Raw genomic sequence first — 2723 nt, forward strand, 5'->3', positions numbered from 1 at the left:
ATACGGTACATTAAGTTGCATTGCCAATTCTTTTGCGGATTTTTCCGTACGGCTGTATATCTGAAGAATATGATGCCCGGCTTTTTGCAGTGCCTTTGACAGGTGGGTGGCGACATTCCCTGCACCTAAAAATACGATTTTCAATCTTTTAGTTGACATAAATCTGTGTTTTGAAGTTTAAAGCTACAAATAGTGCGGATAAATTCAAAATTCCCAATGTTTCCGCTATTCATTAAATTTTCAGAGGAACTGTCATTTATCCAAATCGTTGAAGCGAAAAAATTTTTATAAATAATTCGGACATGAAATTTTTATGTTTGTAAATGAATCTCGGCGTTTCTCATCTTAATTCAGCATGACAATAATATTTTTTACCCTGAGTTACATTGAGAAAATTCTGAGTTACGCTGAGTAATCTCTAAAGATTATTTTGCGTCTCTGCGCCATTTACGCGAAAATGTATTGCTCTCAAAGAAATTATAGACAGGATTACATGATTTACAGGATTACAGGTTGTATCCAACGAACTTTGTGAATTTACATGTTAATCCTGCCAAAATGTATTTCTCGAAATGACGTCTAGTATCAATGATTTAATAAAGAATAACAGGATTTTATCAGATGATTTGGACTATTGTTCCCCGCTAAAACGAAGACCAATTTAGACCTGTATTCGCTATGTCGTCTGTTTGATCCGATTTTGAACTTTTAAAATTGTTAAACCCGGTCCAAGATTGTTCAATCAGGTTCTTTGATATTTATTCAATGTATTTTCTTCCTGATCCCAAAGGTATATTTCGATCAAAAAATCGGAGTCGATTTTAGCCCTTTTATTCAATTTGTAAAATATTAAAAATCAACTTTGTGTTATATTCTTTATTGTATTACCCCTTTCCAAATTAAAATCATTCCATTGAATTTTTGATTTTTTGAAAGCATTACATCTAAAAATAGGTGCATATTAAAGAATTATGCTATTTTTGACGCTTATTTTCAAACGATTTAATAAAACAAAAATATGGGAAATATCAGAAAAGGAGGGGAGCCTTCGGCATTTTACAGATGGATGGTTCTTCTGGTCATCAGCCTGGCCATGATGGGGAGTTATTATATCTATGATAGCATCAGTCCGTTAGCAGATTTATTAAAAAAAGACCTTCATTTTAGCGATTCCAACCTGGGTACATTAAACGCCATTTACAGCATTCCGAATATTTTCATGGTACTGATCGGGGGCATCATCATCGACCGTATCGGGACTAAGCGTTCATCCGTTATCTTCGGTCTTCTGGTGATGGTTGGTTCTTTTATCACCGCCTTGAACGGTAGTTTGTTTGGCATGGCAACAGGGCGCTTGATATTCGGCCTGGGTGCTGAAAGTATGAACGTGGCCATTACAACCAGTATTGCCCGTTGGTTTAAAGGCAAAGAACTTTCTTTTGCTTTCGGGTTAAATTTGACCGTGGCACGTTTGGGCTCTTTTCTGGCCTTAAATTCTCCTTTCTGGGCTGAAGGTTTATATGCCCATTGGCAGGGACCTTTGCTGATTACCATGGTTGCCGGGGTGATCACCCTGTTGACATTGGTAATTTATTATTTCCTCGACTGGTATGCTGAAAGAAACTTTACCCTTGCAAAGGAAGGTTCGCAGGACAAAATATTGATCAGTGATATCTTAAAATTTGGAAAATCTTTTTGGTTCATTACTTTTTTGTGCGTTACTTTTTATGCTGCCATGTTTCCTTTTCAGACTTTTGCCATTAAATTTTTCCAGGAAGCACATGGGGTATCCCGCCAATTTGCCGGTTTCCTTTCCAGTCTGTTGACATTGGCTGCAATGGTTTTTACCCCCTTGTTTGGCTTGCTGTCGGATCGTATCGGTAAGCGTTCATTGCTGATGATGTTTGGTTCTGCTTTGATTATCCCTGTCTACCTTTTAATGGCATATACCCACATCAGCCTGTATATTCCGATGGGTATCATGGGAATAGCATTTTCGTTGGTCCCGGCCGTGATGTGGCCTTCGGTTGCGATCGTTGTTGATAGTTCGAAGCTGGGTACTGCCTATGGCCTGATGACCATGATCCAGAATATTGGACTTGCAGGATTTAACTTACTGATAGGATGGGCTAATGATTATTCACAAGCCAGTGCGGTTCATCCTGCAGGATATCATTTAGGCATGTGGATTTTTTCGGCCTGCGGCTTTTTGGGTTTGTTCTTTGCTTTTATGCTTAGGGCTTCGGAACGTTCGAATTCACATGGACTGGAAGTAGGAACTTTGCATGCAAATAAATAGAATATTGAATATTGAAAATTTAGTTTTGGGCTAAAGCCCAATAAATAATTAAATTTCAGCCCGCCAGCTAAAGCTGGCGGCAATTCATGAAAAAAATAGACATTACATTAAAATTAAAAGGATTGGGTTTTATCCCAGGACAAAAAAATAATGTTTGCTGATTTTAGGAAGGGGCTAATATTTGGATTGGGCTTTAGTCAAAAAATTTAAAATTTTGAAAGATTTTTTATTTTCTAATTTTGAATAGGAATGGGCTTTAGCCCATTCCTGATATTTGAATGATTTTTTGCCCTCTTGCTAAAGCTGGCGGCAATTCATGGCTGTCGATAAAACACAAAAAAAATGAAAACAGCAAACATGGAGTTACATATGACATCTTAAAATCAATTATTTCTTATTGAAATAATGAGCCTTATTTTTTATG

General features: G+C 37.1%; 2 protein-coding genes. One reads left to right on the top strand and one right to left on the bottom strand.

Annotation, left to right across the window (positions count from 1 at the left end; genetic code table 11):
* Window positions 1–159: NAD(P)-binding domain-containing protein (locus Q8907_15675; protein ID MDP4275710.1), on the bottom strand; the 159-nt coding region annotated here is incomplete at its 3' end.
* 859 nt (window positions 160–1018) lie between these two features.
* Here Q8907_15675 and Q8907_15680 point away from each other — a divergent pair.
* Window positions 1019–2299 carry an MFS transporter gene (locus Q8907_15680; GenBank protein MDP4275711.1) on the top strand — a complete coding sequence of 427 codons (1281 nt, stop codon included), beginning with the start codon at window positions 1019–1021 and terminating at the stop codon, window positions 2297–2299.
* Window positions 2300–2723: the final 424 nt, after the last annotated feature.

This window comes from Bacteroidota bacterium, from assembly GCA_030706565.1.
Classification (GTDB): Bacteria; Bacteroidota; Bacteroidia; order Bacteroidales; family JAUZOH01; genus JAUZOH01.

Excerpts from the sequence above, each read along its gene's own strand:
- Q8907_15680 (MDP4275711.1), top strand. The coding sequence starts at position 1,019 with ATGGGAAATATCAGAAAAGGAGGGGAGCCTTCGGCATTTTACAGATGG.